Annotated in this window: 25 protein-coding genes; 11 read left to right on the top strand and 14 right to left on the bottom strand. The window is 71.4% G+C overall.

Annotated features, from left to right (window positions below):
- Window position 1: 1 nt before the first annotated feature.
- From ASF57_RS17995 to ASF57_RS18020, 6 genes are all read right to left on the bottom strand, one after another.
- Window positions 2–532, bottom strand: coding sequence for a hypothetical protein (locus ASF57_RS17995; RefSeq protein WP_056485585.1), 531 nt, complete (start codon window positions 530–532; stop codon window positions 2–4).
- Window positions 533–535: 3 nt separating this feature from the next.
- Window positions 536–1,825 (bottom strand): 23S rRNA (adenine(2503)-C(2))-methyltransferase RlmN, encoded by a 1,290-nt coding sequence (gene rlmN / locus ASF57_RS18000; RefSeq protein WP_056485588.1) that lies wholly within the window; start codon window positions 1,823–1,825, stop codon window positions 536–538.
- Window positions 1,826–1,972: 147 nt separating this feature from the next.
- The gene (locus tag ASF57_RS18005) at window positions 1,973–2,383 is read right to left on the bottom strand and encodes a hypothetical protein (RefSeq protein WP_056485591.1); all 411 of its coding nucleotides are present in this window, start codon (window positions 2,381–2,383) and stop codon (window positions 1,973–1,975) included.
- A gap of 88 nt (window positions 2,384–2,471) precedes the next feature.
- The gene (locus tag ASF57_RS18010) at window positions 2,472–3,185 is read right to left on the bottom strand and encodes a uracil-DNA glycosylase (protein ID WP_056485594.1); all 714 of its coding nucleotides are present in this window, start codon (window positions 3,183–3,185) and stop codon (window positions 2,472–2,474) included.
- The gene (locus ASF57_RS18015; protein WP_056485597.1) at window positions 3,185–4,726 is read right to left on the bottom strand and encodes a bifunctional UDP-sugar hydrolase/5'-nucleotidase; all 1,542 of its coding nucleotides are present in this window, start codon (window positions 4,724–4,726) and stop codon (window positions 3,185–3,187) included. Before ASF57_RS18015 ends, ASF57_RS18010 begins: the two co-directional genes overlap by 1 nt.
- 196 nt (window positions 4,727–4,922) lie before the next feature.
- A complete protein-coding gene (locus tag ASF57_RS18020) occupies window positions 4,923–5,879 on the bottom strand; it encodes a class I SAM-dependent methyltransferase (protein WP_056187506.1) in 957 nt (318 codons plus the stop codon).
- 126 nt (window positions 5,880–6,005) lie between these two features.
- Between ASF57_RS18020 and hemH the strand changes: the two genes are divergently transcribed.
- From hemH to hisG, 3 genes are all read left to right on the top strand, one after another.
- Window positions 6,006–7,085: a ferrochelatase gene (hemH, locus tag ASF57_RS18025; RefSeq protein ID WP_056187510.1), complete on the top strand. Its 1,080-nt coding sequence runs from the start codon at window positions 6,006–6,008 to the stop codon at window positions 7,083–7,085.
- 77 nt (window positions 7,086–7,162) lie between these two features.
- Window positions 7,163–8,377 (top strand): ATP phosphoribosyltransferase regulatory subunit, encoded by a 1,215-nt coding sequence (locus tag ASF57_RS18030; protein ID WP_056485600.1) that lies wholly within the window; start codon window positions 7,163–7,165, stop codon window positions 8,375–8,377.
- Entirely contained in the window at window positions 8,370–9,350 is a 981-nt protein-coding gene (gene hisG / locus ASF57_RS18035; RefSeq protein WP_056485603.1) for an ATP phosphoribosyltransferase, read from the top strand. The genes ASF57_RS18030 and hisG overlap by 8 nt, the downstream gene beginning before the upstream one ends.
- Window positions 9,351–9,406: 56 nt before the next feature.
- Here the strand turns inward: hisG and ASF57_RS18040 are convergent, their stop codons facing one another.
- From ASF57_RS18040 to ASF57_RS18050, 3 genes are read right to left on the bottom strand one after another with little or no spacing between them, the layout of a single operon-like run.
- Complete coding sequence (locus ASF57_RS18040; protein WP_056485606.1) at window positions 9,407–9,772, bottom strand: lysozyme inhibitor LprI family protein; 366 nt, start codon at window positions 9,770–9,772, stop codon at window positions 9,407–9,409.
- 35 nt (window positions 9,773–9,807) lie between these two features.
- Window positions 9,808–10,425 carry a Maf family protein gene (locus ASF57_RS18045; RefSeq protein ID WP_056485609.1) on the bottom strand — a complete coding sequence of 206 codons (618 nt, stop codon included), beginning with the start codon at window positions 10,423–10,425 and terminating at the stop codon, window positions 9,808–9,810.
- Between the two features lie 13 nt (window positions 10,426–10,438).
- Complete coding sequence (locus ASF57_RS18050) at window positions 10,439–11,269, bottom strand: pyruvate, water dikinase regulatory protein (RefSeq protein WP_056187538.1); 831 nt, start codon at window positions 11,267–11,269, stop codon at window positions 10,439–10,441.
- A gap of 651 nt (window positions 11,270–11,920) precedes the next feature.
- Here ASF57_RS18050 and ASF57_RS18055 point away from each other — a divergent pair.
- The 8 genes from ASF57_RS18055 to ASF57_RS18090 all read left to right on the top strand — a co-directional run bounded on the left by ASF57_RS18055 (window position 11,921) and on the right by ASF57_RS18090 (window position 18,891).
- Entirely contained in the window at window positions 11,921–13,066 is a 1,146-nt protein-coding gene (locus ASF57_RS18055) for a uroporphyrinogen decarboxylase (RefSeq protein ID WP_056485612.1), read from the top strand.
- Window positions 13,032–13,520, top strand: a complete 489-nt coding sequence (gene hemJ / locus ASF57_RS18060) for a protoporphyrinogen oxidase HemJ (protein WP_056187544.1) — start codon at window positions 13,032–13,034, stop codon at window positions 13,518–13,520. The genes ASF57_RS18055 and hemJ overlap by 35 nt, the downstream gene beginning before the upstream one ends.
- A gap of 88 nt (window positions 13,521–13,608) precedes the next feature.
- Window positions 13,609–14,586 (top strand): cation diffusion facilitator family transporter, encoded by a 978-nt coding sequence (locus tag ASF57_RS18065; protein WP_082504108.1) that lies wholly within the window; start codon window positions 13,609–13,611, stop codon window positions 14,584–14,586.
- A complete protein-coding gene (locus tag ASF57_RS18070; RefSeq protein WP_056485618.1) occupies window positions 14,583–15,422 on the top strand; it encodes a shikimate dehydrogenase in 840 nt (279 codons plus the stop codon). The genes ASF57_RS18065 and ASF57_RS18070 overlap by 4 nt, the downstream gene beginning before the upstream one ends.
- Window positions 15,419–16,060 (top strand): dephospho-CoA kinase, encoded by a 642-nt coding sequence (gene coaE, locus ASF57_RS18075; protein WP_056485621.1) that lies wholly within the window; start codon window positions 15,419–15,421, stop codon window positions 16,058–16,060. The genes ASF57_RS18070 and coaE overlap by 4 nt, the downstream gene beginning before the upstream one ends.
- A 57-nt stretch (window positions 16,061–16,117) precedes the next feature.
- Complete coding sequence (gene dnaQ / locus ASF57_RS18080) at window positions 16,118–16,843, top strand: DNA polymerase III subunit epsilon (RefSeq protein ID WP_056187554.1); 726 nt, start codon at window positions 16,118–16,120, stop codon at window positions 16,841–16,843.
- A 143-nt stretch (window positions 16,844–16,986) separates the two neighbouring features.
- Window positions 16,987–17,412: a hypothetical protein gene (locus ASF57_RS18085; protein WP_056187558.1), complete on the top strand. Its 426-nt coding sequence runs from the start codon at window positions 16,987–16,989 to the stop codon at window positions 17,410–17,412.
- A gap of 69 nt (window positions 17,413–17,481) precedes the next feature.
- On the top strand, window positions 17,482–18,891 hold the full coding sequence (locus ASF57_RS18090) for a PHB depolymerase family esterase (RefSeq protein WP_056485624.1): 1,410 nt from the start codon (window positions 17,482–17,484) through the stop codon (window positions 18,889–18,891).
- A gap of 4 nt (window positions 18,892–18,895) precedes the next feature.
- Here the strand turns inward: ASF57_RS18090 and panC are convergent, their stop codons facing one another.
- The 5 genes from panC to ASF57_RS18115 form a co-directional block, all read right to left on the bottom strand.
- Window positions 18,896–19,753, bottom strand: coding sequence for a pantoate--beta-alanine ligase (panC, locus tag ASF57_RS18095; protein ID WP_056485628.1), 858 nt, complete (start codon window positions 19,751–19,753; stop codon window positions 18,896–18,898).
- A 97-nt stretch (window positions 19,754–19,850) separates the two neighbouring features.
- Window positions 19,851–20,246, bottom strand: coding sequence for a hypothetical protein (locus ASF57_RS18100; RefSeq protein WP_056187567.1), 396 nt, complete (start codon window positions 20,244–20,246; stop codon window positions 19,851–19,853).
- 68 nt (window positions 20,247–20,314) lie between these two features.
- Window positions 20,315–21,244, bottom strand: coding sequence for a class A beta-lactamase (gene bla, locus ASF57_RS18105; protein ID WP_244476995.1), 930 nt, complete (start codon window positions 21,242–21,244; stop codon window positions 20,315–20,317).
- Window positions 21,241–22,635: a BatD family protein gene (locus tag ASF57_RS18110; RefSeq protein WP_082504109.1), complete on the bottom strand. Its 1,395-nt coding sequence runs from the start codon at window positions 22,633–22,635 to the stop codon at window positions 21,241–21,243. Before ASF57_RS18110 ends, bla begins: the two co-directional genes overlap by 4 nt.
- The gene (locus ASF57_RS18115; RefSeq protein ID WP_056187570.1) at window positions 22,629–23,534 is read right to left on the bottom strand and encodes a tetratricopeptide repeat protein; all 906 of its coding nucleotides are present in this window, start codon (window positions 23,532–23,534) and stop codon (window positions 22,629–22,631) included. Before ASF57_RS18115 ends, ASF57_RS18110 begins: the two co-directional genes overlap by 7 nt.
- Window positions 23,535–23,536 lie beyond the last annotated feature (2 nt).

Genomic DNA, 23,536 nt, shown 5'->3' on the forward strand with positions numbered 1-23,536 from the left:
GTCAGGCAAGTCCGTTGTCGCGGTCGGAAGGGGCGCCGGAAAGGACGCCGGAAGGGACGCCGGAATGCCGGCCGGCGATCAGCCAGTACACGAGGCCGGAGGCGGCGCCGGTGAGGAACAGCACGGCGGTGATGCGGCCCTCCAGGGCCAGCGCCTCGGAGCCCGTCCCCGGCCGCGACAGGCCGCGGGCCAGCCAGGGCAGGCAGGCGGTGAGGAGGCCGGTGCCGGCGCCGTACCAGGTGGCGGCGCGCCAGTGGAGGACGGTGCCGAGGATCGCCACCAGCACGGGCGGCACCACGAGGAGCACGAACAGCGCGCGGGCGATGGCGGCCAACGCGAACAGCAGGGTCTCGGGGCCGATGCCCGAGGCGAGGTCGGTCAGGCCCGCGAAGAGGCCGACGAGGCCGAGGCGCGACAGGGCCGCGCTGGTCTCCGGGTCGAGCATCGCTCCGAGGGCCAGGATGGCGGCCCCGCACGGGATCGCCAGCACCAGCGCCAAAGCGGCGACGAAGAGCTGCCCGAGGAGACGCACCCGTCAGTCGTCGTCGCCGTCGTCGGCTCCCGCATAGACGCCCTCGGCGCCGATGCCATCCTCCAGCATCATGCGGGCGCGGGCCCGCAGCTTCTCGGTCTCGCTCTTGAGCTGCCCGCAGGCGGCGAGGATGTCCCGGCCGCGCGGCGTGCGGACCGGCGACGCGTAGCCGGCTTCGTAGACGATCTCGGAGAAGCGCTCGATGCGCTCCCAGTCCGAGCATTCGTAGATGCTGCCCGGCCAGGGATTGAACGGAATCAGGTTGATCTTGGCCGGGATGCCCTTGAGCAGGCGCACCAGCTCGCGCGCATCCGCGTCGGTGTCGTTGATGCCCTTCAGCATCACGTATTCGAAGGTGATGCGGCGGGCGTTGTTCAGGCCCGGATACGACCGGCAGGCGGCCAGCAGCTCGGCCAGGGGATATTTCCGGTTCAGCGGCACCAGGGTGTCGCGCAGGTCGTCGCGCACCGCGTGGAGCGAGATCGCCAGCATGGCATGGGCCTCGTCGCCGAGGCGCTGCATCTGCGGCACGACGCCGGAGGTCGAAACGGTGATGCGCCGGCGCGAGAGCCCGAGGCCCTCCTGGTCGGCCATGACGCCGACGGCATCGACGACGTTGTCGAGATTGTACAGGGGCTCGCCCATGCCCATGAAGACGATGTTGGTGACCTTGCGCCGGGTCTCGTCCTCGCCGGGGGCGGTGGGGTTCTGCCCGGCCCAGTCGTTGAGATGGTCGCGGGCCACGACGAGTTGCGCCGTGATCTCGGCCGCCGTCAGGTTGCGCACGAGGCGCTGGGTGCCGGTGTGGCAGAACGAGCAGGTGAGCGTGCAGCCGACCTGGCTCGAGACGCAGAGGGTGCCGCGCCCGCGCCCCGGGATGTAGACGCACTCGATCTCGGCGCCGCGATTGTGGTCGTGCTTGCCGGTGGGCGCCATCCGCATCAGCCACTTGCGGGTGCCGTCGCGCGACACCTGCTCGGTGATCACCTCCGGCCGGTCGAGGGTGTAGGCCTCGGCGAGCTGAGCCTTCAGGCCCTTGCCGACATTGGTCATGTCGTCGAAGGCCTTGGCGCCGCGCACGTTGAGCCAGTGCCAGATCTGGCCCGAGCGCATGCGCTGCTCGCGTTCGGAGACGCCGATGGCCCCGAGCCGGGCCTTCAGCTGCTCGCGGGTGAGCCCCACGAGGGAAGCCCGCCCGAGCGGGGCCGCCTGCGGCTCGAACTCGGGCAGCTTCTCGATTGCGGAAACGGCGCTCGCGTCGCGCCGGGCGGTGTCGAACGACGCCGTCGCCATGATGGACTGAACCTTCGGACTTGGAATGGGTCCGATATAGGCGATTCAGGGCCGAAACGCGAATGCGGGTGAGGTCTGTGCCGGGATCATAACCGGCGACCCCGCCTCCGTGCCCCATCAACCGACGTCTATGAACCGGCAAACAATCTATTGCGCCGGCTTGGTTTCCGGTGCCGCTGCCGGAGGCGCTTCGGCCGAGGCCGGCAGCAGAACGTTCTTGGTGATGGTGCCCTCGGGGCCGTACTCGCCGGCCACGGCGAGGCAGGCTTTCTCGCGGTTGAGCTGCATCTGGTTCGACATCAATGCGAAGATGGTCTGGACCCGTCCGCCGAAGGGTCCGCGCGGACCGACATCGGCCGCGCGTACGTTCTGCTTCTCCAGCAGCGCATCGAACTCCTCGGTGCCGATGCGATAGCCGCAGACGTTGGACGCGGCGAAGATGTAGGCGGCGAATTCCAGCGCCCGCGGCGACGGCGCGTTGCGGATCTGGGCCTGGGCGGAGGCCGGCAGCAAGAGGTACGCGGCGAGGCCGGCGGCCGACAGGGAACGGACGAACATGGGCGGGTTTCCTCGATCGCGGATTCTTAAGCTCCGCTTAGAGGCGTGAGATAGATCGCGCCGGCCCGTCGTCAAACCGCACGGCGGTTCAGGGGAGCCGCCAGTCGATCGGCGCGAGGCCGCGCGCCTCGAGCCAGGCATTGGCGGCGTCGAAGGGCCGGGACCCCGGAAAATCCCGCGCCCGGTTGAGCGGGGAGGGATGGCCCGACGCGATGACGCCGTGGCGCTCCCCGTCGATCAGCGCGGCCCGGGCGCGGGCCTGTGCGCCCCAGAGCAGGAACACGGCGGGCTGCGGGCGGGCGGAGATCGCCGCCACCGCCTGATCGGTGAGGGCGGACCAGCCGTAGCGCAGGTGGGCGCCGGCCTTGCCGGCCTCCACCGTCAGCGCGGCGTTGAGGAGGAGCACGCCTTGCCGGGCCCAGGGCGTCAGGTCTCCGCTCCGGGACCGGCTCGACTCCGTGGACGGTCCGGTGCCCGGCGGCAATTCGGCCAGGATCACCTTGAGCGAGGCGGGCAGCCGGCGGGGACCCACATACGAGAAGGCGAGGCCGTTGGCGTCGCCGGGGGTCGGATAGGGGTCCTGGCCCAGGATGACCGCCTTGACCCGATCCAGGGGCGTCAGCGCGAGGGCGTTGAAGATGGCGGCCGGGGCCGGCAGCACGGTGGCGCCCGCCTTGATGCGGGCATCGACCCGGGCGGAGACCGCCTCGGCGGAGCCGTCCGCGAAGAACGGCAGGGCGAGCCAGGGCGAACCGGAGCTTCGGAACCGGGCGAGGGCGTCGGCGACGGGGGTGTCGGGCATCAGCGGACCAGGATGCGCCCCTCGGTCGGGGCGGGGAGCGGGGCGTTGGCCCGGATATAGGCCATGACCTCGTTGGCCACGAGCTTGCCGTCGGTCCGCCCGATCAGGGTGCGGCCGCGCGCCAGTTCGCCGTAGCCGTTGCCGCCGTCGTACAGGAAGTTGTTCGACGCGACCGTGTAGGTCGCCTCCGGCGCCAGGGTCCGTCCGTCCACGGTCAGGTCGACGATCCGCCTCCCCGCCGGCGCGGCGGGATCGAGGGTGACCACGAGGCCGGAGACCTGCGGGAAACGGCCCGCGGGGCGGCCCCAGTCGGACAGCGCGCCTTCGAGGAGGCGATGGATCTGGGCACCGCTGAGGTCCACGAGCACGACGGTGTTGCCGAAGGGCAGTTCGGTGAGGATGTCGCGGCGGGTCAGCGTCGCCCCCGCCGGATAGACCCGGTTGCCCCGGATGCCGCCGCCATTGGTGATGGCGATCGCGGCACCGGTGGAGGCCCGCATCGCGTCGGCCACGAGGCTGCCGAAGCTCGCCTCATGCGCCCGCACCGTGGCGATGCGGCTGTCGAGGGGACCGCGAATCTCGCCCACCGGGACGTCGAGTTCCCGCGACAGGGCAGCTTCGAGGCGGCGCACCACGGCCTGGGTCTCGGGATCGGGGACCACCTGGGCCGAATCGTGGACCCGGAAGCTCGGGCGCCAGGCGACGCTGCGGGTCTTGCCGGTTCCGGTCACCGTCGCGGTAACGTCGATGGCCGTGACGTAATGGGCGTCGAAGCTCGATTCCACCATCACGGTCTGGCCGTCGTAGCGCAGCATCAGGTCGTGGTCGTGGCCCGAGAGCAGGATGTCCACCAGACGCGCCGCCACGATGGCGTCGTCCGTGGGCCGGGCCGTGTGGCAGACCCCGACCACGAGGTCGACGCCCTCGGCGCGCAGGGCCTGGACCTCGCGGGACAGGGTTTCGATCTCGGGTCCGAAGCGCAGGTCGCCCGATTGCGATTTCTCCGGCGTGCTCGCAAGCGCGATGCCGACCACGCCGACCCGGATGCCGCCGAGGGTGACCACCATGCGGTCGCGCAGGCCGGGGAGCGGCCGGCCCGCCCCGTCGCGCAGGTTGGCGGCGAGCGTCGGGAAGGTCGCCTCGCCGATGCGCTGGGCGAAGACCGCCGGGCCGAAATCGAATTCGTGGTTGCCCGGCACGAACACGTCGGGCGGTGCGAGGTTGAGGAGTTCGACGATGTGGGCGCCGCGATCGAAGCCCGACATCAGCGAGGGCGAGAGGGTGTCGCCCGCATGGGCGTAGAGCATCGGCACCCCCCGCGCCCGCTCGGCCTTCACGATGGCGGCCAGCCGCGCGAAGCCGCCCCGGCCGTCGATGTCGGCCATCTGGTAGACGTCGTTGACGAGGAGCAGGGTGAAGGTCGGATCGGGCAGCGAGGCAGGAACAGGAACAGGAACAGGGGCAGCTACGGCCGGGCCGCTCAAGCCGGCGGCGAGGCCCATTCCGAGGCCGAAGGTCTGGCGGCGGTTGGGGCTCGGCATGGGGTCGTCCTGGCGGCATCGCGGGCGGCCCGGCGGGAGACCGCCGTCCGATCCGTTTTCTAGGCCGCCATCGATGATCCCGCTATGACGGTCGGGGCCGAGCCCGCGAGGATCGCGCCCGCCTGTCACGGCCGCGCGCTCGTTTCGGACAGGTGAATCTTCGGGGAAGGTGGATCGAGGCTCTGCCCGCGCGGCCTCAGCGCGACACGAAGGTGTCGCGAACGGCCTTGGCGTTGCGGCGGACCATGGGCCAGAGCCAGGCGCCGGAGGCGAGGAAGACGCCCGGCGGCATCGGCTTCAGTTCCACCGCGAGGCGCTCGGCGAGGCCGGGGCAGGCCAGCGCCACCGGGGGCGCATCGGTCTTGCGGTAGACCACCGCGGTGTTCTCGCGCGGGTAATCCGGATGGGGCACGAGGCCGGATCGGCGGGCGTTGAGGTCGAAGGTCTCGCGCACGAAGCCGTGGACATGGGCGAAATGGAAGCGCTCATGCGCCGGCTTGCCGGTGGTGGCCATGTCGGGCACGGCGGCGAAGAGAACGCCGTCCGGCTTCAGCCAGCGGGCCAGACGCTCCATCACGTCGGCGGGGTCGCGCAGGTGCTCCAGCACGTGCCGCGTCGTGACGACGTCGAAATACCCCTCGGGGAAGCGCGCATCCTCGTCGGCGTCGTCCAGCACCTCGACGCCGTGATGGGCGCGGGCGTAGTTGGCGTAGTCGCGCCCCGGCTCGACACCGATCGCCTCACAGCCCTTGGCGCGGGCCTCGGCCAGGAACTCGCCCGATCCGGAACCGAAATCGAGCACGCGGGCACCCGGCTTCAGCTTGGGCGCCAGGAGGCCGGCGCGGAAGGCGGCCTCGCGGGCGGAGCGCTTGAGGTGGACGCGGGGCGGGCCGCCCGCGAAGGCGAGCTGGTAATCGGCGCGGTAGGCGTTGGCGTAGTAATCCGACAGCTCGGCCGGGGTGGGCATCGGGTCGGTGCGGATCAGGCCGCACTGGCGGCAGGCGATGGAACGCAGGATCTTCAGCCGCCGGTCGCTCTCGGCCACCACCACCGATTCCGCCGATCCGCAAAGATTGCAGGCGGTCGGTCCTCCCGTATAGGGATAGCCCGTGAAGGGCATGAAGTGGTTGAAGAAGTACCGGGGAGACGGCATGTCGCGCCTTCATCCATCGCGTGATCGCTGGAAGGCTCCGTGCTCTAGATCGATATGGGCACCGACACAACCTGTCCCCATCTGCGCCCCCCTCGAGCCCGGCTGCCCGGGCGTTACGGAAACCCGATGAACGAACGCGTCGCACCGCCGTCCCCGCAGGAGGGCCTGTCGCTCCCGACCACCGCCACGCACGCGCCCCTGCCGGCCGAGCATCCGCCGGTGCGCTGGGGTCGGGTCGGCGTGCTGCTGATGAACCTCGGGACGCCCGAGGGCACGAGCTACTGGCCGATGCGCCGCTACCTCAAGGAATTCCTGTCCGACCGCCGCGTCATCGAAGTGCCGCGCCTGATCTGGTGGCCGCTCCTCAACCTCATCATCCTGACCAAGCGGCCGGGGCCGAAGGGCCGCGACTATGCCAGCGTGTGGAACAACGAGCGCAACGAGGGCCCGCTGAAGACCATCACGCGGGGCCAGGCCGAGCGGCTGCAGGCGGCGATGGGTGATTCGGTGGTGGTCGACTGGGCCATGCGCTACGGCAAGCCGGAGGTGCGCCTGCGCATCCAGGCCCTGCTCGACCAGGGCTGCGATCGCATCCTGCTGGTGCCGCTCTACCCGCAATACGCGGCCGCGACCTCGGCCACCGCCTGCGACCAGGCCTTCAAGGCCCTGATGCAGATGCGCTGGCAGCCCACGGTCCGGGTCTCGGCGCCGTATCACGACGACCCGGTCTACATCGACGCGATGGCGACCTCGATCCGCGAGGGCCTGGCCAAGCTCGATTTCGAGCCCGAGGTGATCCTGACCTCGTTCCACGGGGTGCCGAAGAGCTACCTGCTCAAGGGCGATCCCTACCATTGCCAGTGCGTGAAGACCGGCCGCCTGATCCGCGAGGCCCTGGGCTTCTCGACCGACAAGATGCGCACCACCTTCCAGTCGCGTTTCGGCAACGAGGAATGGCTGCGGCCCTATACCGACGAGACCGTGCAGACCCTCGCCAAGAGCGGCGTCAAGCGTATGGCGATCGTGGCCCCCGGCTTCACCGCCGATTGCCTCGAGACGCTGGAGGAGCTCGACGGCGAGAACCGCCACTATTTCGAGGACAATGGCGGCGAGCAGTTCGCCTACATCCCCTGCCTCAACGACAGCGATCTCGGCATGACGGTGATCGAGACCGTGGTCCGGCGCGAATTGCAGGGCTGGCTCTAGATCGCGCGGCGCCGGGGCCATCGCCAAGCGCCGAGTCGGTTGCTACTAGAGCCCCCGATGAGGCGGCAGGCGACACGATGACCAGACCGGAGGCAGGCGGGGGAACCGCGGGCGAACAATCGCAGGATCACCTGCGCCTGCTCACCCATTTCCAGGGCGCCGGCTACGGCGTCGTGACGCCGCCGGTGCTGCAGCCGGTGGAGCCGTTCCTGGAACTGTCGGGCGAGGACATCCGCCGACGCATCTTCGTGACCCAGGACGCCTCGGGCAGCGAACTCTGCCTGCGGCCGGAATTCACGATCCCCGTGTGCCGCCACCATCTCGCGCACGCGCCGAAACTCTCGGCACCCACAGGCGCCTCGTCGCCCGCACCCACGGCCCCGCGCAGCGCCGATTACAGCTATCTCGGGCCGGTCTTCCGGCTGGCCGGCGACGAGCCCGACGAGTTCCTCCAGGCCGGCATCGAATCGGTCGGGCGCACCGACACGCCGGCCGCCGATGCCGAAGTGATCGGCCTCGCCCTGGAAGGTCTCGCCTTGCTCGGACGCCCGGACGTCGCCGTCCGCCTCGGTGACATGGGCCTCATCGACGCGCTGCTCGACGCCCTCGCGGTGCCGCCGACCGCCAAGCGCCGCACCCTGCGGGCGCTCGCGGCCGGGCGCTCCCTTGATGCCGTCACCAACGGCCTGCGCACCGAGGACCCGCATGCCGGCCTCCTCGCGGCGATCCAGGGCCAGGACCCCAAGGGCGTGCGCGCCTTCGTGGAGGACGTGCTGTCGATCGCCGGGATCTCGCGGGTCGGCGGCCGCAGCGCCGGCGAGATCGCCGAGCGCTTCCTCGCCAAGGCCGCTGCGCAGGCCAGCGGCGGCTCCGGGCTCAACCCGGAGAACCGGGCCGTGGTCGAGCGCTATCGCGCCATCGAGGGCGACCCCGACACCGCCGCCGCCGCCATGCGCGACCTCGTCCGCGAGGCCGGCCTGGACCATCCCCCGTTGGAGGCGGCGCTGGAGCTGTTCGAGGAGCGCACCGGCTTCATGGCCGCCCGCGGCCTGCCCGTCGCGCGTTTCCGGTTCTCCGGGGGCTTCGCCCGCAACCTCGACTACTACACCGGCTTCATCTTCGAGGGCACGGCGCCCGGTGCGCCGAAGCTGCCGCTCGTCGGCGGCGGCCGCTACGACGGCCTGCTCCAGCATCTCGGAAGCCCCGTGCCGGTCCCCGCCGTCGGCTGCGCCGTCTGGCTCTCGCGGGTCGCCGCGGACGCCGCAACCGTGAAGGAGGCAGCCCGTGGCTGAACCGGATTCCCTCGTCCTCGCGGTTCCCTCCAAGGGCCGGCTGCAGGAGAACGCCGCCGCCTTCTTCGCCCGCGCGGGCCTCAAGCTGGCGCAGAACACCGGCGCCCGCGACTATCGCGGAAAGCTCGTCGGGGTGCCCGGCGTCGAGGTGCGCTACCTCTCGGCCTCCGAGATCGCGGCGCAGCTCGCCAGCGGCGCCGCGCATCTCGGCATCACCGGCGAGGACCTGATCCGCGAGTCGCTGCCCGACGCGCGCGGCCAGGTCGAGCTGCTGACGCCGCTCGGCTTCGGACAGGCCACGGTGGTCGTCGCCGTGCCGCAGGCCTGGATCGATGTCCGCGCCATGAGCGACCTCGACGAGGTCGCCGCCGAGATGCGGGTCCGCCACGGCAAGCGCCTGCGCATCGCCACCAAGTACATCAACCTCACGCGCCGGTTCTTCGCCGAGCACGGGGTCGCGGATTACCGCATCGTCGAGAGCCTGGGCGCCACCGAGGGCGCGCCGGCGGCGGGTTCGGCCGAGATCATCGTCGACATCACCACCACGGGTGCGACGCTGGCCGCCAACGCTCTCAAGATCCTGGAGGACGGGATCATCCTGCGCTCGGAGGCGAACCTCGTCGCCTCCCTCAACGCCCCCTGGGGCGAGCCCCAGCGCCGGGCCCTGCGGGCGGTGCTCGGCCGCATCCAGGCGGAGGAACGGGCCCGCACCACCCGCGAGGTCCGGGCCGCCATGCCGGACGACGGCGACATCGATCTCGCCGGCATCGCCGCCCTGCACGATGCCGAACTGCCCTACGGCGCCCCCGAGGGGCGTGGCGAGATGGTGCTGCACTGCCCCGTCGACGCGGTGTTCGATCTCGCCGACGCCCTGGTCAAGGCCGGGGCCGGAGCCGTGAACGTGCGCAAGATCGACTACGCGTTCACCCCCGACAACCCGCTGATGGACCGTTTGCTGAGCCGACTCGCATAGGAATTTCGCCGGCTTTCTTTTCAGGCTCGGCGGGCTTGTTCGCCCGCCCGTGCTCGCTACAGCGGTCCCTGCTTGGCGAATTCCGAAAACACCGCCCGCAGGGTTTTGAGCCGGCCTTCATAGGCCTGCTTTAGACAGGCGACGTCGCCGCCGCAGGTGCGGCGCTCGGTGAGCCAGGTTTCCTGGTCCTCGCGCAGCTTGGCATTGCCGCCCATCGGCAGCATGGCCCGCAGGATCTCGAAACGGGTGGCCATCTCCACGTCGAGGTCGTTGAGGGACAGGTGGGCGCAGATCGCCTTCTCGTCGGCAGCCTCGGCCTTGTCGCAGGGAAAGCTGGCGGCCGAGGCCGGGGCCGCTGCCAGCGTGAGGGGCAGGGCGCCGAAACGCAGGGCCTTGAGGAGAGGGCGGACGGTCGCAAACATGGTGGGCCTCGCGGGGTCGGTGGATCGAGGAATCGTCAGAAACCCAGCAGCCCCCGGGCGCGCAGCCGCGTCAGGAGCGGCAGCAGCGGCAGGCCGAGGATCGTCGAATGGTCGCCGGCGATCGCGGAGAACAGGTGGATGCCGAGGCCTTCGAGCTGATAGCCGCCGACGCTCGACCGGATTGTGTCCGGCCCGGCGCCGTCGACATAGGTGGCGATCTGCGCCGCCGTGAGGGGCCGCATGGTCAGGCGCGCCGTCTCCACGAAGGTTTCGACCACCCCGCCGTCGATGGCCAGCGCCACCGCCGAATGCAGCGCGTGGGTGCGCCCGGCGAGGCGGCCGATCTGCTCGCGCGCGGCGGCCGGGTCCGCCGGCTTGTGAAACAAGGTGCCGTCGCAGGCGAGGACCTGGTCCGCCCCGACGACGACGCGCGATGGCCGGCGCGCAGCGACCGCGCCCGCCTTGGCCTCGGCGAGGCGCCGGGCCAGGTCGTCCGGGGCGAGCCCGGCCGCTTCCGCCTCCACCGCGCGCTCGTCGACGCCGGGGCTTTCCGTCTCGACCGCCAGTCCCGCGCCGTCGAGGAGGCCGCGCCGCGTCGGGCTGGTGGAGGCGAGGAGGAGGGGCAGGGCCCCGCGCCACAGGGAACTCGTCATGCGGGGCAGCCCCTCAGGAGGCGATGAACTTGAGGCGGTGCTCGCGGTGCAGGTCGAGGATGGCCGCGGCCGTCTCCTCGATGGAGCGCCGGGTCACGTCGATGGTGGGCCAGCGATGCTTGGCGCAGAGGCGGCGGCAGGCGGCGATCTCGTCGGCCACCGCGCTGCGGTCGACATAGAGCGAGGAATCGTCGGCCTTCAGGCTGAGGAGCCGGTTCTGGCGGATCTGGACGATGCGTTCCGGGCTGGCGAGCAGCCCGACCAGGAGGGGTTTTCGCGCCGTCTCCAGGGTTTCGGGCAGGGGCATGCCCGGCACCAGGGGGAAGTTCGCGGTCTTCAGCCCGCGATTGGCGAGGTAGATCGCGGTCGGCGTCTTCGAGGTGCGGCTGACCCCGACGAGGATGACGTCGGCCTCGTTGACGTCGAGCGGCAGGTTGCCGTCGTCATGGGCCAGGGTGAAGTTCATCGCGTCGATGCGCTTGAAGTACTCGGCGTTGAGCATGTGCTGCGCGCCGGGCCGGGCCGTCGAATCCGCCCCCAGATAGGATTGCAGCAGCGCATGCACCGGCTGCAGCACCGAGAGGCAGGGTGAGCCGGTCTCGCGGCAGGCCGCCTCCAGGCGCTCGGTCAGGTCGTGGCCGACGAGGGTGTAGAGCACGAGGCCGGGAGCGGCCTCGATCTCGGAGATCACCCGCTCGAGCTGCGGGGCGGAGCGCACCAGCGGATAGACGTGCTCGATGGCCGAGACGCCCTCGTACTGGGCGGCGGCCGCGCGGCCCACGTTGATGAGCGTCTCGCCGGTGGAATCCGACACGAGATGCAGGTGGAAATAACTACGGCTCATCGAAGGGCTGTCTCCTCCGGCCTGAGGTCCAGGATGCATGACGATCACCCGTCATGGTCTTGTCCACCGGGCTCGGTCAGGGGAGTCGATAAGGGTGGATAAGCCGGCTTGCCCGAAGGGTCCAGCGGGGGCCCGGGTCGTGTTGTCGACTCCGGCGTCAACACCCGATCACACCGGCGCGATTCCCGCGCGGTTTTGGGAGAATCCGGGACCGAAGCCCGGTCGGGCGCCGCCGGGCAGGGGCAAGGCACTGTAGGCCATCACCTATCCCGAACATTGGACCCAATCCGTTAAAGCCTGATTAACGCCGCGGCCGCGGGGACGCCCTGTGGACGATTTTCCGGTCCCGCCATCCAGCCCTCTAAAAGAAAAAACAGAGTCCTAGAATCTCTCTTTCCTTTTAGAGAGCCGGTGTGGGGATGACGTCCGGAGCGCCCATCCGGCACCCGGACCCGGCAAGAGTTTTCGGGAGACACGGGTTTTCGGAAGACATGTGTTTCCGGAAGAGGCGGGATTTTGGAGAGGGAGCGCTTTCGGGACAGGAGGTTTTCCGAGCGACACGGTTTCGGGAGGAAGACATTTCGGGAGGAAGACATCCGGCGCTTCGGTGCTACATACCGGCCACACGGGATTGGGACGTCGGGAGATCGGATGAGCCAGGCAGTTGCAGGGAACCGCACGGGACAGGACCGGGCGGTCCTGCGGGTTCTCGCGGGCGAGGCCCTGCCCCGTCCACCCGCCTGGATGATGCGCCAGGCCGGGCGCTATCTGCCCGAGTACCGGGAGGTCCGGGCCAGGGCCGGTTCCTTCCTCGACCTCTGCTACAATCCCGACTTCGCCACCGAGGTGACGCTGCAGCCGATCCGGCGCTTCGGCTTCGAGGCCTCGATCCTGTTCTCCGACATCCTGGTGATCCCGGACGCGCTCGGCCAGACCGTGCGCTTCGTGGAGGGGGAAGGGCCGCGCCTCGACCCCATGGCGGGCCGGGCCGAGTTCGAGCGCCTGCGCGAGGCCGGCGATCCGGCGATCTTCGCCCACCTGGAGCCGGTCTTCGAGACGGTGCGGCGCCTGCGCGCGCAACTGCCCCACGAGACCACGCTGCTCGGCTTCTGCGGCGCGCCCTGGACGGTGGCGAGCTACATGATCGGCGGCCGCGGCACGCCGGACCTCGCCCCCTCCCGGGCGCTGGCCCGGCAGGACACCGCCCTGGTCGAGGCCCTGATCGACCGCCTCGTCACGGTGCAGACCGAATACCTCGTGCGTCAGCTCGAGGCCGGGGCCGATGCGGTGCAGATCTTCGAGTCGCATGCGGGCGCGCTGCCCGACGCCCGCGGCGCCGGCGAGATCACCGAGGAGGCCGTCAACGAGGTCGCCGAGAGCGCGCTTCCGGACGCGACCGAGCGCGATGCCCTGACACGCTGGTCGCTCCAGCCCATCGCCCGGATGATCGCCGGGGTCCGGGCCCGGGTGCCGGGCGCCCGGATCATCGTGTTCGCCCGCGGCTCCGGGCTCGAAGGCCATGCCCGCGTGGTGCCCGAGACCGCCGCCGATGCGGTCGGGGTCGACTGGTCGGTGGATCTCAAGGCGCTTCGCCAGACCGTGCCGGCCAGCACGGTGACGCAGGGCAACATCCATCCGGAAACCCTGATCGAAGGCGGAGCTGCCCTCGACGCGGCGGTGGACGGGGTGCTGGCGGCCACCGAAGGGCTGCCGCACATCTTCAATCTCGGCCACGGCATCACGCCGCAGACGCCGATCGCCCATGTCGAGCGCATGCTCGCCCGATTGCGGGGCTGAGGCCGACGTGGACGGGCTCTACCCCTGGCTCAAGGCCCTGCACCTCGTCGCGCTCATCTCCTGGATGGCGGCGATGCTCTACCTGCCGCGTCTGTTCGTCTACCACGCCGCCCTGGTGCCGGGACCGCATGCGGCGGGCCAGTCCGAGACCTTCAAGGTCATGGAGCGGCGCCTGCTGAAGGCGATCATGACTCCGGCGATGATCGCCACCTGGGTGTTCGGCCTGACCCTCGCCTGGATGAGCGGCTACTATGCGGCCGGCTGGCTTCAGGCGAAGTTCGTGCTGGTGCTGGCCATGAGCGGCGTCCACGGCTGGCTCGCCCGGATGGTCAAGGACTTCGCCGCCGACCGGAACACGCGCGCGCCGAAATTCTACCGCATCCTCAACGAGGTGCCGACGCTGCTGATGATCCTCATCGTGATCCTGGCCGCGGTGAAGCCGAGTTTTTGGTGATCGCGTCGAACGCGGGCGTTTCTCTCGAGGCAGGACGCATTCCCGTCCCCAAACGGGGATGGGAGGGAGCTGATCCGAGGCGGAGTTGATGGCCGAGCACGCGCACGATCACGATCATCACGGCCATCGCCATTCCCACGGGGGCGGCGGCCATTCGCATGGCGGTGGCGGCCATGTCCACGCGCCGGCCAGCTTCGGGCGCGCCTTCGCCATCGGCATCGCCCTCAACGTCGCCTTCGTGATCATCGAGGCGATCTACGGCTTCGCCAGCGAATCGATGGCCCTGGTGGCCGATGCCGGCCACAACCTCTCGGACGTGCTCGGCCTGCTGGTGGCCTGGATCGCCTCGGTGCTGGTGAAGCGCAGCCCGACGCCGCGCTTCACCTACGGCCTGCGCGGCTCCTCGATCCTCGCCGCTTTGTTCAACGCGGTGTTCCTGCTGGTCGCCACCGGTGCCATCGCGTGGGAAGCGGCCGTCCGCCTCCTCGCCCCCGAGCCGCAGCCGGTGGCGGGCCTGACCGTGATGGTGGTGGCCGGCATCGGCATCCTCATCAACGGCCTCACCGCCTGGCTCTTCGCCTCGGGCAAGGGCAGCGACATCAACATCCGCGGCGCCTATCTGCACATGCTGGCCGATGCCGCGGTCTCGGCCGGCGTGGTGGTCACGGGCCTCATCATCGTGCTGACGGGCGCGGCCTGGATCGACCCCCTGGTCAGCCTCGTCATCGCGGGTCTCATCATCTGGGCGACCTGGGGCCTCCTGCGCGACAGCGTGGTGATGTCGCTCTCGGCGGTGCCACCCGGCATCGATCCGGCGGCGGTGGGCGCCTACCTGCGGGCCCGCGCCGGGGTGACCGACCTGCACGATCTCCACATCTGGCCGATGAGCACCACGGAGATCGCCCTGACGGCGCATCTCGTGATGGGGCCGGGCCACCCGGGCAACGGCTTCCTCATCGCCACCGCCGAAGAGCTGAGGACCCGTTTCGGCATCGGCCACACCACCCTGCAGATCGAGGAGGCGGGCGGCCCCGCCTGCCCGCTGGCCGGAGATTGCACCGTATGATCCGTGCCTTCGTCGTCGGACATCCCATCGCGCATTCGCGCTCGCCGCTGATCCACGGACACTGGCTGCAGGAGCACGGCATCGCCGGGAGCTACGAGCGCATCGACGTGACACCGGAGGCGTTCCCGGCGTTTCTCGCCTCACTGCGAGAGAAGGGCTTTGCCGGCGGCAACGTCACCATCCCGCACAAGGAGGCGGCGTTCCGGCTGGTCGAATCGCTGACGCCGCGTGCCGAAACGATCGGGGCGGTGAACACCCTGTTCTTCGACGGGTCCGAACGGCTCTGCGGCGACAACACCGACGCCCCGGGCTTTGTGGCCCATCTCGACCAGAGCCTCGGCCTCGACTGGACCGGGCGCGGCGGCGGCACCGCCCTGGTGCTCGGGGCCGGGGGCGCCGCCCGCGCCATCGTGGTCGGCCTCCTGGAGCGCGGCCTGGCGCGGGTCCGGGTCGCGAACCGGACGCCGGCCCGGGCCGAGGCCCTGGTCGCCCTCGATCCCGCGCGGGTCGAGGCCGTCGCCTGGTACGACCTGCCGGACGCGATGGCCCGCACCGGGCTCCTGGTGAACACCACCTCGCTCGGCATGGTCGGGCACCCGCCCCTCGACCTCGATCTCCTGCCCCTGCCCGAGGATGCGGCGGTGGCCGATATCGTCTACGCGCCCCTGGAGACGCCGCTGCTGGCGGCGGCGCGGGCACGCGGGCTTCCCGCCGTCGACGGCCTCGGCATGCTGCTGCACCAGGCGGTGCCGGGCTTCGCCCGCTGGTTCCGGGTGACCCCGCGCGTCACGCCGGCCTTGCGCGCCCGGATCGTGGCGGATCTCGCCCCCGCATGAGCATCCCGGGAAGCAGCGTCCCCGGAACTCGCCCGGTCGTCCTCGGGCTCACCGGCTCGATCGGCATGGGCAAGTCCGCCACCGCGGCGATGTTCGCGCGGCACGGGGTGCCGGTGCATGACGCCGACGCCGCCGTGCACGCCCTCTACGGCGCCGACGGCGCGGCGGCCCCCGCCATCGGCGAAGCCTTTCCCGGCACCCTGGCGCCGGACGGCTCCGTCGACCGGACGCGGCTGCGCGAGGCCGTCATCGGCGCGCCCGAGCGCCTCGCCGCCCTCGAAGCGCTGGTCCATCCCCTGGCGCAGGCGGCGGCCCGCGCCTTCCTCGCCCGCCACGTCGGGGCGCCCCTGGTGCTCCTCGACATTCCGCTCCTGTTCGAGACCGGGGCGGCGGCGCGCTGCGACCGCGTCCTGGTCGTCACCGCCCCGCCCGACGTGCAGCGCGCCCGGGTGCTCGCCCGGCCCGGGATGGATGCCGCGACCTTCGAGGCGATCCGCGCCAAGCAATGGCCCGACGCCGAGAAGCGGGCGCGCGCCGACTTCGTCCTCGACACCAGCCTCGGCTTCGCGCACGCGGAGGCCGAGGTGGCGGCCCTCATCCGGCAATTGACCGGGAGCGCCGGACCGTCCGCGCCTTGACGCGATCTTAGGACGGCGCATGGTCCGGTCGCCCGGACCCACCCTCAGGATTCTTCGATGCTGCGCGAGATCGTTCTCGACACCGAGACCACCGGAACGGATGCGAAGAACGGCGACCGCCTGATCGAGATCGGCTGCGTCGAGCTCATCAATCACGTGCAGACCGGCAAGGTCTTCCACAAACTCGTGAACCCGACCCGGCCGGTGTCCCAGGGCGCCTTCGGGGTGCATGGCATCTCCGACGCCATGCTCGCCGACAAGCCGCTCTTTGCCGACATCGTCGACGAATTTCGCGACTTCTGCGGCGATTCCCCCCTGGTGATCCACAACGCGCCCTTCGATGTCGGCTTCCTCAACATGGAATATGCCCGGCTCGGGGCGGTGGCACCCCCGCCCATCGACCTTGCCGACGTGGTCGACACCCTGCAGATCGCCCGCCGCAAGCATACGGGGGCCGCCAACAGCCTCGACGCCCTGTGCGCGCGCTACGGCATCGACACCACGCGGCGGACCAAGCACGGCGCGCTCCTCGACGCGCAAATCCTGGCGGAGGTCTATGTCGAGCTGCTCGGCGGCAAGCAGACCAGCCTGGGCCTCGCCATGACGGAAGTCGAGGAGGTGGTCATCATCGGGGACGGCGGCGAGGTCGTGCCGGTTGGTCCCCGCCAGCTGCGCCATCGGCTCACGGAGGCCGAGCGGACGCGGCACGCGGCCTTCATCGCGACGCTGGGCGGCGGTGGTGCCGTCTGGCGCGACTATCTCGGCGACGAAGAGACCGCCTGAGGGCATCGACCGAACCGGTACGACCCGAGGGGGTCACACGGGAGCGGGGCGACGCCGCATTGCTGCGACGCACGAGACCGCATATTGCGCCGCAGCAAATACCCCCCATATACCATCCAGCTGGATGGTGACGGGACGGTACGATGCTCGATCTTGAGGACAAACCCAGGGCGCCGATCCGAGTCGGCGACACCGAGAAGATCACGATCAATCTCGGCTACGTCGATCTCGGCCATATCGACCTTCTCGTGTCCGAGAGCGTCTACGCCAATCGGAGCGATTTCATCCGCACCGCCGTGCGCAACCAGATCGCCCGCCACGGCGACGTCACCCGGCAATCCGTGGCCCGCAAGGGCGTCGAACTCGGCCTGCGCCGCTACGACCGGGCCGAACTCGAAGCGGCGCGCGCCAGCGGCATCCGCCTCGATATCCGGGTGCTCGGACTCGCGAGCATCGCCCCCGACGTCACGCCGGAACTCGCCCGCGACGCCATCGCGTCGATCGAGGTCATGGGCAGCCTTCAGGCGAGCCCGGCCGTCAAGGCGGCCCTCGCCGACCGCCTGCGCTGACACGTCCGTTCTGATGCGTTTCCCGATCTCGCAGCGTTCGACTCACGGTCGAACCGGAAAGCGAACCCCATGACCGAATCTTCAAACCGGATGCAGGACCGCCTCGCCGACATGATGGAGGCGACCCGCCTCACGGCCGCCGGCCGGCTGCAGGATGCGACGGATCTGCTCCAGCGTGGTTTCGCCGGCGGTGCGTCGGCTGCCCGGCCTCCGGCCGAGATGGGCGCCGCGGTGAGCGATCCCCGCACCATCGATCTCGTCGCCGCACATGTTGAAACCGGCCCGGCTCCGGCCGGTGCCGGCCCAGCACCCGAGCCGAACGGGGCGCGCGCCCGGCCGACTGCCGCCGCCCCGGAGGAGCCCGGCCGCGCCGCAATCCTCCCCGCAATCCTCCCCGCGATCCTGCCCGAGACGCTGCGCAAGGTCGTGGAGACGGTGACCCGGAGCATCGCCCCGGTGATCGGCGGGCTCGGACGGACCGGCCAGGGAGCGGCCAGCGCCGGCCTGGGTCAATTCGCAGCCGGCCTCGGCGGCAGCCTGAAACACGGTTTGGGCAATGGCTTGAGCGGTGGTCTGGGCAACGGATCCGGAACCGGCTTCAACCAGGCCCGGGCGCCCCTCACCGAGGGTGGCACCTTCACCGAGCACAGCTTCGCCAATGCGGCCGGGGCGCGGGACTACAAGCTGTTCGTTCCCAGCGACGCCCGCCCGAACCTGCCCCTGGTGGTGATGCTGCACGGCTGTACCCAGTCGCCCGACGACTTCGCCGCCGGCACCGGCATGAACGCGCTGGCCGAGACGGAAGGCTTCCTCGTCGCCTACCCGGCCCAGACCGGGCGCGCCAACGGCCAGCGCTGCTGGAACTGGTTCCAGCCCGTCGACCAGGGCCGGGATTCGGGCGAGGCCGGGATCATCGCCGGTCTGACCCGCGCCATCATCGCCGAGCACCGCATCGATCCGGCCCGCGTCTACATCGCCGGCCTGTCGGCGGGGGGCGCGGCGGCGGTGAACATCGCCCGGGTCTATCCCGACCTCTACGCGGCGGTGGGCATCCATTCCGGCCTCGCGGCCGGCTGCGCCCGCGACGTCTCGACGGCCCTGACCGTGATGCGGCTCGGTCCCGTGGCGTCGGCCGATGGCGCGACCACCGAGGTGCGGGTGCCCACCATCGTGTTCCACGGTGAGAGCGACGGCACGGTCAACCCGCGCAACGGCGAGCAGGCCCTGGCCCAGGCCGGCATCGACGGCCTGACGCCGGAGGCCACCGAGGCGACGAGCCCGGGCGGATTGCCCTACACCCGCACCCGCTACGCCGATGCGGCCGGACGGGTCGCGGTGGAGGGCTGGATCGTGCGCGGCCTCGGCCATGCCTGGTCGGGCGGAGACGCGGCCGGAAGCTACACCGACCCGCGCGGTCCCGACGCCTCACGGGCGATGCTCGACTTCTTCCGGGCCAGCCCCCTGGCGGCGCGAACCTGAGGCCTCACCCGACGGGCACGTTGTCGATGAGGCGCGTGCGGCCGAGATAGGCCGCTGCCAGCACCCGGGCCGGCCGGGTCGCGTGGCTCACGGGCGCCAGCGTCTCGGCGTCCCGGACCTCGAGATACTGCACCGGATCGAAGCCGGCCGCCGCCAGCGCGGCCCGGCCCCGCTCCACCAGGATATCGGCACTGGTCCCGGCCGCCAGCCCCGCGGCGATGTCGGACAGGACGGCCTGGAGGCGCGGCGCCCGCGCCCGCTCGTCGGGGGTGAGATAGCGGTTGCGCGAGGACAGGGCGAGGCCGTCCACCTCGCGCAGGGTCGGCACGCCCTGGATCTCCACGGGCAGGTCGAGGTCGCGTACGGCGCGGCGGATCACCAGGAGCTGCTGGTAGTCCTTCTCGCCGAACAGCGCGCAGTCGGGCTGGACCTGGTTGAGAAGCTTGGTCACCACCGTGGCGACGCCGGAGAAGTGCCCCGGTCGGTAGGCCCCGCACAGGCCCTCGGTGAGCCCGTCGACCTCGATCCGGGTCGAGAAATGCTCGGGGTACATGCCGGACACCTCCGGCAGATAGGCGGCGTCGACCCCGGCCTCGGTCAGCAGGGACAGGTCGGCCTCGGTGTCGCGCGGGTAGCGCGAAAAATCCTCGTTCGGGCCGAACTGGGTCGGATTGACGAAGATGCTGGCCACGACGCGCTGCCCCAGGCTCCGGGCCCGCGCCATCAGGGCGAGGTGTCCGGCATGAAGCGCCCCCATGGTCGGCACCAGCACCACCCGCTCGCCGGCCCGGCGCCAGGCGGCGACCTCGGCGCGCAAGGGGACGACGGCCGTGAACCGGAGCAGGGCGGTGGAATCGGACATCGGCAGGTCGTCCTCGGCAGATTTTCGGTACGGTCGCGATGCGAACGTCGCGTTTCGCGCGAGACCTAATCGCACCGTCGCCGGGATGCCAGCCGCCTCAGGGACAATAGGGCCGCAGCGGCCGTCCGTAGGGATCGTCGATGCCGAGCGGCGGGGTGAAGCCGTAATAGCTCGGCTTGCCGAGCCCATACGCTGAGCCGACATAGCTCGGATCGCCGGGGGCATCGGTGGGGATGGGAACCCGCCGGGGGATGCAGCCCGCCAGGCGCCGGCGCGGCACCGGTCCGCGGTGAACCACGCCACCGTCCTCCTCGGCTCGCGGGAAGTAGCGCGGCAGGCCCTCGGGCTCCGCCGGGGCGCCGTCCAACGCGCGGCCCGGGGTCGGATAGGCGAGGCCGCCGAAATCCGCCGCCCCGGCGGGGATCGGCGCCAGTCCGGCCAGGAGCACGAGCACCGGTCCGCCCCGTCTGATCGCCACAGAGCCACGCCGCATCGGGTCCCCCTCGCGCGAGACGACCTTTCCTCGCGGGACGACCTTGGCAGGCGGGCGTGAACCGACCGTTAACCATAGGCGGTCGCGATGACCCGGCCGATCGCCGCGTGGGCTGCATCGCGCGCCTCGGCCGACGCCGTAGAGCCCGTCAGGTACAGCGCGGCGATCAGGGGCGGCCGGGCCGGCGGGCGCAGGATCGCCACCACGTTGGCGGTGCCGTAGGCGCCGCTGCCGGTCTTGTCGCCGACGCCCCAATCGCCCGGAAGCCCAGCCCGCAGCCGCATCGTGCCGGTGCGGGCCGCTGTCATCCAGCCCTCAAGCCGGGCGCGACTGCCGGGCGTGAGCGCGTCGCCGAGGAGGATTGTCCGGACGGTCGCCGCCATCGCGGCCGGTCGGGTGGTGTCGCGCGGATCGCCGGGCTCCGCGCTGTTCAGGTCGGGCTCGGTGCGGTCGAGCCGGGTCACGGAATCGCCGAGGCTCCGGCAATAGGCCGTGAGGGCGGCGGGACCGCCGAGCGCCTCGAGCAGCAGGTTGGCGGCGGTGTTGTCGCTCCACACCATCGCGGCCGCGCACAGCGCCGCGACGGACATCGCCCCGGCTTCCGGCCCGCCCTCCTTGAGCGCCCCGCCTGTGATCGGGGCGTACACGTCGAGATCGGCCGCCGTGTAGGCGATCCGGCGGTCGAGCTGGTCCTGGCCGGCCTCGACCCGGGCCAGGATCGCGGCGGCGAGCAGCAGCTTAAAGGTGCTGCAGAGGGGGAACGCCGCATCGGCCGCAAGCTGCAGCGAAGGGCCGCCCCCCGTGTCGAGGACGGTGACACCGACCCGCCCGCCGAGGTCGCGCGCGATCTGTTCGAGAGCCGCGCCGGCCTCGACGAAGAGGTCCGGCGAGGCCTGAACCGAGCCCGGCAGGACCGGCACCGGCAGGACCAGCACCGGCAGGACCATAACCGGCAGGACGGCGCCAGCGCGCAGGATCGTGCGCCGGGTGAGCGTCATGGGGTTGCCGAGCGCGCCTGCGGCGCTGCGGCCGAGGGTGCCTTGCGACCGTCGAGGGCGGCGAGGCGCGGTCGCGTCTCCGCCAAGGCCGGTGCCACCGTCACGGGCCGGGCCAGGGCACGGGCGAGGGCGGGCAAGTCGAGGGCAGGCAAGTCGAGGGCCGCCGCCGGACCCTGGCCGTAGAGGCTGTCGTCCAGCGCCGCGAGCCCGGCCGCGATCTCCGGCTGCGTCTGCCAGGCGCGGGCCAGGTCGGGCCGCCCCGACAGGACGGGGTCGAGCACGGCGCGAAAGGCCCGCGCGTCCCGGGCCGAGGCGGCCTGCCTCAGGGCGCGCCGCGTTCGGGCGTCGAGACGGCGGCGGCGGACGTCGCGGCCGGTTCCGACGCCGATCAGGGCGAGGCCGAGCCCGAAGGCGCCGAGGGCGGCCGTCACCACCAGGAGGGGGGAGGCCGGCACGATCGGCTTGGCCTCGTCGTCGCGGTCGGGCAGGCCGCCGCCGATCTGGCGGGCCGGGATCTCGGCCTCGCGCAGGGTCCGGGACACCGTGTCGAACCACGGGATCACGATCGCGTCGAGGGGGATGACCTCATCGATGGCGGGGCGCACGTCCCATTGGTAGGTGGCGCGCGCCACCGGGCCGGACGGGGTGATGAGGGTCTCGCGGGTGACCGGTCCGGCGAAGGTGAGGATGCCGCGCGTGCGCATCACCGGCCGGGGCGGCAGCCCCTCGGCGACCAGGCCCTGCGCCTCCAGGGTGACGATGCGGCGGGTGGTCTCGCCGAGCTTCACCGTCTCGGGATCGGGGCTCCAGGAATCCGTGATCGTCACGTCCTTAGCCGGCAGCCACCACGGCTCCTTGGCGTCGGGGCCGCCCACCGGCTTGGTCCAGGTGGCGACGGGCAGGTTCACCGGAGCCGAGGGCACGTCGACCACGACGCGCTTGCCGCCCTCGTTGACGGTGAGGCGGTGGATGAAGGGATCGATGGTGAAGTCGCCCGGATGGTGCGGGAAGATCGCCACCACCCGGTCGAAGGCGATCGCCACCTGTCCGTCGGGCAGGCGGGTCTTCGACCAGGCGTCGCGGCCGAGCTGGGTCCAGCTGAAATTGGCGAGCGACGGCTGGATCACCTCTTCGAGCAGGATCGCCTGGCGATAGACGCCGTGGATGCGCAGCAGGACCATCTCCCGCGAGAACGGATCGGCGTTGCCGTTGCGTTCCGGGGTGACCGTGAGGGTGAGATCGCCGGGACTGATTTCGGCTCGGAGGGGAACGGGCGCGAGGAGGAAGGCCGTGAGACAGGCAGCGACGATGCTGCGCCGGTGCAAGAATCCTGTCGGCTCGCCGTCATCCCGGGGCCGCGCGGCGGATGGCTCGGAACGATCGCTCACCATGGATTGCTCCCACCCGGCACGGCGGTGCCGGCCTCGATGCGGACCGCCTGCTCGGCCTTCAGGCGCAGCTTGAGATAGCGCCCCGGATCGTCCGGCAGGGTCTGGAGCCAGAGGCGGTCGGGCCGGATTTCGTGGGCTTCGAAGCTCTTGGTCACCCGGCGCACCTCCCGCTCGGGGGCGGCCGCGACCATGGCCGAGCCGGCGCCGGTGCGGCCGCGTCCGGCCGCGTCGCTGGCCGAGCCCCGGGCCTCGCCCTTGCCGGAATCCACAGAGACCTGCTCGGCCTTGCCGCGGCGGGCGACCTTGCTGTTGCCGGGGGTCGAGGAGGTGGTGCCGCCCTCCTTGTTGCCGGCGAGGCCTTCGCCGCTGGAGGTGGCCTGGGTGTCGTCGTTGGGGTCCTGGTTCGAGGTCTTGTTGTAGCGCGCGCCCACCGTGGCGGTGGCATTGGCCACGCCCCCGCCCTTGCCGGGATCGCCGGCGCCCTCGTCGACCAGGCGGGCGATCAGCGAGCGGTTGGCCTGGGCGTCGGCATCGCGCGGATTGTATTGAAGCGCGGCGTCGTAGGCGTCGAGGGCGCCCTGCAGGTCGCCGGATCTCGCGAGCGCATTGCCGAGGTTGTAGGCGTTGCGGCGGCCGCCGCTGCGGAACAGCGCAGCGGCCTCGTCGTAGCGGCCGGCCTGGTAGAGGGCCGGGCCGCGCCAGGCCGGATCGTCGAGCACCCAGGCGGCGGCGCCGGGCAGTCCGGCGCCCATCAGGGTGCGGCCGAGGTTGGTGCGCGGCTGGGTGCTGGCGGTGAGGGCGAGGATGCCGGCGCCCGCGAGCCCGAGGCCGGCGAGGCGGGCCCACCGGGTCCAGTCCCGGGGCGGCGCGGGCAGGGCGGATAACAAACCGATCGCCATCA

Origin of the sequence: Methylobacterium sp. Leaf117 (assembly GCF_001422985.1) — a bacterium.
Lineage (GTDB): Bacteria > Pseudomonadota > Alphaproteobacteria > Rhizobiales > Beijerinckiaceae > Methylobacterium.

Excerpts from the sequence above, each read along its gene's own strand:
- rlmN (WP_056485588.1), bottom strand. The coding sequence starts at position 1,825 with ATGGCGACGGCGTCGTTCGACACCGCCCGGCGCGACGCGAGCGCCGTT.
- ASF57_RS18005 (WP_056485591.1), bottom strand. The coding sequence starts at position 2,383 with ATGTTCGTCCGTTCCCTGTCGGCCGCCGGCCTCGCCGCGTACCTCTTG.
- ASF57_RS18010 (WP_056485594.1), bottom strand. The coding sequence starts at position 3,185 with ATGCCCGACACCCCCGTCGCCGACGCCCTCGCCCGGTTCCGAAGCTCC.
- ASF57_RS18015 (WP_056485597.1), bottom strand. The coding sequence starts at position 4,726 with ATGCCGAGCCCCAACCGCCGCCAGACCTTCGGCCTCGGAATGGGCCTC.
- ASF57_RS18020 (WP_056187506.1), bottom strand. The coding sequence starts at position 5,879 with ATGCCGTCTCCCCGGTACTTCTTCAACCACTTCATGCCCTTCACGGGC.
- hemH (WP_056187510.1), top strand. The coding sequence starts at position 6,006 with ATGAACGAACGCGTCGCACCGCCGTCCCCGCAGGAGGGCCTGTCGCTC.
- ASF57_RS18030 (WP_056485600.1), top strand. The coding sequence starts at position 7,163 with ATGACCAGACCGGAGGCAGGCGGGGGAACCGCGGGCGAACAATCGCAG.
- ASF57_RS18040 (WP_056485606.1), bottom strand. The coding sequence starts at position 9,772 with ATGTTTGCGACCGTCCGCCCTCTCCTCAAGGCCCTGCGTTTCGGCGCC.
- ASF57_RS18045 (WP_056485609.1), bottom strand. The coding sequence starts at position 10,425 with ATGACGAGTTCCCTGTGGCGCGGGGCCCTGCCCCTCCTCCTCGCCTCC.
- ASF57_RS18050 (WP_056187538.1), bottom strand. The coding sequence starts at position 11,269 with ATGAGCCGTAGTTATTTCCACCTGCATCTCGTGTCGGATTCCACCGGC.
- ASF57_RS18055 (WP_056485612.1), top strand. The coding sequence starts at position 11,921 with ATGAGCCAGGCAGTTGCAGGGAACCGCACGGGACAGGACCGGGCGGTC.
- hemJ (WP_056187544.1), top strand. The coding sequence starts at position 13,032 with ATGTCGAGCGCATGCTCGCCCGATTGCGGGGCTGAGGCCGACGTGGAC.
- ASF57_RS18065 (WP_082504108.1), top strand. The coding sequence starts at position 13,609 with ATGGCCGAGCACGCGCACGATCACGATCATCACGGCCATCGCCATTCC.
- ASF57_RS18070 (WP_056485618.1), top strand. The coding sequence starts at position 14,583 with ATGATCCGTGCCTTCGTCGTCGGACATCCCATCGCGCATTCGCGCTCG.
- coaE (WP_056485621.1), top strand. The coding sequence starts at position 15,419 with ATGAGCATCCCGGGAAGCAGCGTCCCCGGAACTCGCCCGGTCGTCCTC.
- dnaQ (WP_056187554.1), top strand. The coding sequence starts at position 16,118 with ATGCTGCGCGAGATCGTTCTCGACACCGAGACCACCGGAACGGATGCG.
- ASF57_RS18085 (WP_056187558.1), top strand. The coding sequence starts at position 16,987 with ATGCTCGATCTTGAGGACAAACCCAGGGCGCCGATCCGAGTCGGCGAC.
- ASF57_RS18090 (WP_056485624.1), top strand. The coding sequence starts at position 17,482 with ATGACCGAATCTTCAAACCGGATGCAGGACCGCCTCGCCGACATGATG.
- panC (WP_056485628.1), bottom strand. The coding sequence starts at position 19,753 with ATGTCCGATTCCACCGCCCTGCTCCGGTTCACGGCCGTCGTCCCCTTG.
- ASF57_RS18100 (WP_056187567.1), bottom strand. The coding sequence starts at position 20,246 with ATGCGGCGTGGCTCTGTGGCGATCAGACGGGGCGGACCGGTGCTCGTG.
- bla (WP_244476995.1), bottom strand. The coding sequence starts at position 21,244 with ATGACGCTCACCCGGCGCACGATCCTGCGCGCTGGCGCCGTCCTGCCG.
- ASF57_RS18110 (WP_082504109.1), bottom strand. The coding sequence starts at position 22,635 with ATGGTGAGCGATCGTTCCGAGCCATCCGCCGCGCGGCCCCGGGATGAC.
- ASF57_RS18115 (WP_056187570.1), bottom strand. The coding sequence starts at position 23,534 with ATGGCGATCGGTTTGTTATCCGCCCTGCCCGCGCCGCCCCGGGACTGG.